The following is a 4,745-nucleotide window of genomic DNA, read 5'->3' as shown; positions in this document are numbered from 1 at the left end:
ACCCCGAGCGCGTCCGAGTCGACCCCGGCCTCCGCCACCCCGACCCCGTCCGACTCCGAGTCGAGCACTCCCCCGGCCGACGCGCCCTCGCCCAACGGCGGCGGCGGTGACCTGGCCGAGACCGGCGGCGGCAGCAACACCGGCGTGATCGTCGGCGGAGCGGCGGCACTGCTCGCGGGTGGCGCGGCGATCGTCGTCGCGACGCGTCGCCGGCGGGCCTCGCACTCGTAGCCGTCCCGGCCCGCGCACATGACGGCGAGGGGGGAGAAGCCCGGTGGCTTCTCCCCCCTCGCCGTTCCCGTTCCCCGTCGTCAGCAGTTGCGGATGGACCAGACCGGGTCCCAGTCGTAGGAGTGCTGCGCGCTGTCGGGCGTGAAGGACGCCAGGACGTTGCCGCTCTGGCCGTAGAAGTACGACGTCACGCCACCGGTCTGCTTGTCGAGGTAGCCGCCGGTGCCGAGCCAGTTGGACAGGGAGTACCTGTTGCAGGTGTAGAGGTAGAACAGCTTCCAGTCACTCGTGGTCGGGTCCCATGCGAAGGCGCAGAGGTTGCCGGCGGCGCAGGTGATGGGCGTGCCCGGGGCGCCGTGCACGGTGCTGACGGCCGGTGAGACCGTCGGTGACACCGCGGCGGCGGACTTCGGCGACACCGCCGCCGCGCCGTGCGGCGCCGCCGGCAGGATCATGACGTGAGCGGCCGTGCTGTGCGTCGGGGAGACCGCGGCCTGCGCCGGCGCGGCGAGGAGCAGCCCGGCAAGAGCGAGGGCCAGGGCCCCGAGGAAGGCGAGCAAGGAGCGTTTGTCGCGCATTCTGTGCAACCCCCAAGGAAAAGCGGCGACTTGGTCGGCGCCCAGCCTTTCGGGGGCCGCACTACCGTCACAACACGTTGAAGCCGTGGCTTAAACGGAAGCCCGCGCACCGTCGAGCAGGGCGAGCCCCGTGGGGGTGATGGTGTGGAGCACGTACTTGCTGCGCCGCACGCTGACCAGCAGCCCCGCCCGGCGCAGTACGGCCGTGTGCTGACTGGCGGCGGCCCCGGAAATGCCGAACCGCTCGGCGAGTTCACCCGTGGTGCGGCCGGTGACGACGTCCTCCAGGATCGCGGCGCGCGTACGGCCGAGCAGGGCACCCAGTTCCGTGCCCCGCCCGCTGACCTCGCACGTTCCGGCCCAGCCGAGGGTGTGCTGGATCGGGTGGACCAGGACCGGTGCCCGGTCGGTGGAGGGGAGGGCGAGCATGATGGGTCGCCGGGAACAGAAGAAGGACGGCTGGAGCACCAACCCCCGCCCGTTCAGGTGCAGTTCGCGGTCGAAGGGATAGTCGGCCTCCAGCACCGGCGGCCGCCAGCGCAGCACCGGCCAGAACCCCGACAGCAGCCCGTCCGCCCCGCCGGCCAGTACCGCCCGCGTCCGTGCGGCACGGTCGGCGTCCACCTGGGCACGGATCCGCGCCCAGAACGGGGCGAGCGCGCGCCGGTGATGGCCGACGAGAGCGGCCCCCAGGCGCCCCAGGGCCTCGCGGTCGCCGTCGGCCAGGGCGCGGGCCCCGTCCGGGAGCGGGCGGCTCCGGACCGGGGAGGCGGCGAGCCGGGCCAGGTCGCCGCGCAGGGCGGACCGGGGCGTGCCGAGCACGGTGTCGACGGCGTGCTCCAGGTCGGCCGGCCCGCCCAGGTCGGGGGTGAGGAAGTCGGGGTAGTAGCCGCGGGGCGGCAGGAGCGCGGCGAGCAGCCCGTACGCCGGGCCGCCCGCCCGCGGCCGGACCAGCCGCCGCCACGGGCCGAATGTCAGGGGGTCCTCCCGCCCGGCCATGACCTGGAAGCTGTTGGTGATCTCCCAGAGGGGGTCGGGGGCCGGGGCGACGCGCACGCGTGCGACGTCGTCGCTGGTGAAGTGCACCCGCAACATGGGGGGTCTCCGATGGTGGTCGGCCGTCGGGTGTCACCCGAGCCTTACCCGGCCCCACGAACACGAAAAGGCGGCATCAGGTCAGATGTTCGCCGCCCTTCAGCCGCTCTCGCCCTTCAGCCGCTCTCCACCGTCTCCAGCCACAGCTTCACGTACCGCTCCACATCCACGTCCAACCCCACGTCCACCAGGGCCTGTTCACGGGCGCCGTCGTGGATCTCGGACTCGCCGTGGCGCGGGCGCCGGTCGACGATCGTCTGTCCTCGGCCCGGCCCCGGGGCGAGGGAGACCTCGACCGGCAGGAGGCGGGTGGTGAGGCCGCCCGGGTCGGCGACCGCGCAGACCGCGCCCGCGTCGCCGAGGCCGCCGGTGGGGGTGGGGTCGCCGGAGGCGGCCGGGTCGCGGTGGGCGAGCAGGTCGCCGGCCAGCTTCAGCCGGGGTTCCGGACTCTCCCGCAGGCGCCGCACGTCGGCGGCCGGTACCTGGACGCGTTCGAAGACGTCCAGCCCGTACATCGTGATCGGCACCCCGGCGGTGAGCAGGATCGCGGCCGCCTCCGGGTCGTGCCACACGTTGAACTCCGCGACCGGCGTGGCGTTCCCGACCGCCACCGCGCCGCCCATGAACACGATCCGCTCGATGTTGCGGGTGACCTCGGGGAACGTACGCAGCAGCAGCGCGATGTTCGTCAGCGGCGCGGTCGGGATGAGGGTGACCGGGCTCGGCGAGGCGAGGATCTCGCGGCGCAGCAGGGTCACCGCGTCCACGTCGACGGGCGTACGGGTGGAGTCGGGCAGCCCCATGTCGCCCATGCCGTCCTGCCCGTGGACGTGCGCCGCCGAACGCGCCGGCTCGATCAGCGGCCGGGCCGCACCGCGCGCGACCGGGATGTCACCGGCACCGGCGTGGTCCAGGACGATCAGCGTGTTCCGTACGACCTGGTCGACGTCGGTGTTCCCGGCGACACAGGTGACCGCGCGCAGGTCCAGGCCCGGGTGGCGGACGGCGAACAGCAGCGCGAGGGCGTCGTCGACCCCCGTGTCGCAGTCGATGATCACGGGGATGGGCTGACCGGTCACGGCAGGCTCCTCTCGGGGACGGTTCGGCGGATCAAGGCAGTTCAAGGCAGTTCAAGGCAGTTCAAGGGTGACCTTACGCATCCGCCCACAGCGCGGCACCGCGCGCCTCGACCCGCGCCGCGACGCGGTGCAGCAGTTCGGCGGGCGCCAGCGGCTCGATCCGCCGCCCGTCCCGCAGCCGTACGGCGACCAGGTCGCCGGCGGCTTCCCGTTCGCCGATCACCGCCTGGTACGGGACGAGTCGCGCCGCTCGGATACGGGCCCCGAGGCTGCCCTCGGCGGAGACCTCGGCGCGGAGCCCTTGGGCGAGGGCCCGCTCCACGAGGTCGTACGCGGGCCCGGCCTGCGCCTCCGACACCGGCAGGACGACCATCTGCACGGGCGCCAGCCACGCCGGGAACGCCCCGCCGTGCTCCTCCACCAGGTGCGCCACGGCCCGTTCCACACTCCCGATGACGCTGCGGTGCACCATCACCGGCCGGTGTTTCGCGCCGTCGGCGCCGATGTAGTGCAGGTCGAAGCGCTCCGGCTGGTGGAAGTCGATCTGGACGGTGGAGAGGGTGGCCTCGCGGCCGGCCGCGTCGGCGATCTGGACGTCGATCTTCGGGCCGTAGAAGGCGGCCTCGCCCTCGGCGGACTCGTACGCGATGCCCGAACCGTCGAGGACCTCCCGCAGCATCGCGGTGGCCCGGCGCCAAAGGGCCGGATCCGCGACGTACTTGCCGCCTTCCCCCGGCAGCGAGAGACGGTGGCGGGAAGCGCGGATGCCGAGGTCGGCGTAGGCGCGGGTGATGAGGTTCAGGGCGGTGCGGGCCTCCTCGACGGCCTGGTCCAGGGTGCAGAAGATGTGGGCGTCGTTGAGCTGGATCGCGCGGACGCGGGTCAGTCCGCCGAGGACGCCGGAGAGTTCGGAACGGTACATGCCGCCCAACTCGGCGATACGGAGCGGCAGTTCGCGGTAACTGTGGGAACGGGAGCGGTAGATCAGGGCGTGGTGGGGACAGAGACTCGGCCGCAGCACGACCTCCTCGCCGCCCAGCTTCATCGGCGGGAACATGTCCTCGCTGTAGTGGGACCAGTGCCCGGAGATCTCGTACAGCTCGCGCTTGCCGAGGACGGGCGAGTACACGTGCCGGTAGCCTTCGGCGCGCTCCAACTCCCTTACGTACTCCTCGAGTTCGTGCCGCACGATCGCACCGTCGGGCAGCCAGTACGGCAGGCCCGCGCCCATCAGGGGGTCGGTGTCGAAGAGGTCGAGCTCGCGGCCGAGGCGACGGTGGTCGTACATGACGGGGCTCCTCGCGGTATGGGGGGGGCGGGGCGAGGATTCCGGCGACGACAAAGCCCCGGGGCACTCGCCCCGGGGCTTCGACTCGGTTCAGCAGTCAGCGCGCCGGGACAGGGTCCGGCGTCGTCGTGATGGACAGTGGGGCGCGCTTCATGGGGCGGACGGTAGCAGTCGTTCGAAGACTCCGGCCATGGATTTTCGGGTGCGGCGCCGTTGGGGCTGGTCGCGCCCGCGCGGCGGAGCCGCAAATGTCACAGCCCCGCGCCCCTAGGGGGTTGCCCGTCGAGTTGGCCTAGCGCTGACCCCCTGCTTTTAGGGGCGCGGGGAACTGCGCGACCAGCCCCCACCGGGCCCGCACCCGACCCACAACCGAAGTACTGGCACTCACCCGGACGGCCCGGCGCGCTGGTGGCCGGACGCGGGCGATGGTGCCGTTAGGAGGACACCCCGCCCCAGGAGGGACCCTCGATGACC

At 72.9% G+C, this 4,745-nt stretch carries 5 protein-coding genes; 1 reads left to right on the top strand and 4 read right to left on the bottom strand.

Annotated elements, in window-relative coordinates; genetic code table 11:
* Positions 1-231, top strand: a 231-nt coding sequence (locus ACNFOC_RS51080) for an LAETG motif-containing sortase-dependent surface protein (protein WP_416965813.1), incomplete at its 5' end; no start/stop codon positions are given.
* An 80-nt stretch (positions 232-311) separates the two neighbouring features.
* Here the strand turns inward: ACNFOC_RS51080 and ACNFOC_RS51075 are convergent.
* The 4 genes from ACNFOC_RS51075 to thrS all read right to left on the bottom strand — a co-directional run bounded on the left by ACNFOC_RS51075 (position 312) and on the right by thrS (position 4,271).
* Positions 312-809, bottom strand: a complete 498-nt coding sequence (locus ACNFOC_RS51075) for a hypothetical protein (protein WP_416965812.1) — start codon at positions 807-809, stop codon at positions 312-314.
* Between the two features lie 90 nt (positions 810-899).
* Complete coding sequence (locus ACNFOC_RS51070; RefSeq protein WP_416965811.1) at positions 900-1,904, bottom strand: ArsR/SmtB family transcription factor; 1,005 nt, start codon at positions 1,902-1,904, stop codon at positions 900-902.
* A gap of 116 nt (positions 1,905-2,020) precedes the next feature.
* The gene (locus ACNFOC_RS51065; protein ID WP_416965810.1) at positions 2,021-2,983 is read right to left on the bottom strand and encodes a nucleoside hydrolase; all 963 of its coding nucleotides are present in this window, start codon (positions 2,981-2,983) and stop codon (positions 2,021-2,023) included.
* 73 nt (positions 2,984-3,056) lie between these two features.
* Complete coding sequence (gene thrS / locus ACNFOC_RS51060; protein ID WP_416965809.1) at positions 3,057-4,271, bottom strand: threonine--tRNA ligase; 1,215 nt, start codon at positions 4,269-4,271, stop codon at positions 3,057-3,059.
* Between the last annotated feature and the right edge of the window lie 474 nt (positions 4,272-4,745).

This window comes from Streptomyces colwelliae (assembly GCF_048158785.1).
In the GTDB taxonomy this organism is placed as follows: Bacteria; Actinomycetota; Actinomycetes; order Streptomycetales; family Streptomycetaceae; genus Streptomyces.
This window is presented reverse-complemented; position numbering and strand designations above follow the sequence as displayed.

What these genes read in the sequence shown, in the direction of transcription:
- thrS (WP_416965809.1), bottom strand. Translation starts at nt 4,271, where the DNA reads ATGTACGACCACCGTCGCCTCGGCCGCGAGCTCGACCTCTTCGACACC.
- ACNFOC_RS51070 (WP_416965811.1), bottom strand. Translation starts at nt 1,904, where the DNA reads ATGTTGCGGGTGCACTTCACCAGCGACGACGTCGCACGCGTGCGCGTC.
- ACNFOC_RS51075 (WP_416965812.1), bottom strand. Translation starts at nt 809, where the DNA reads ATGCGCGACAAACGCTCCTTGCTCGCCTTCCTCGGGGCCCTGGCCCTC.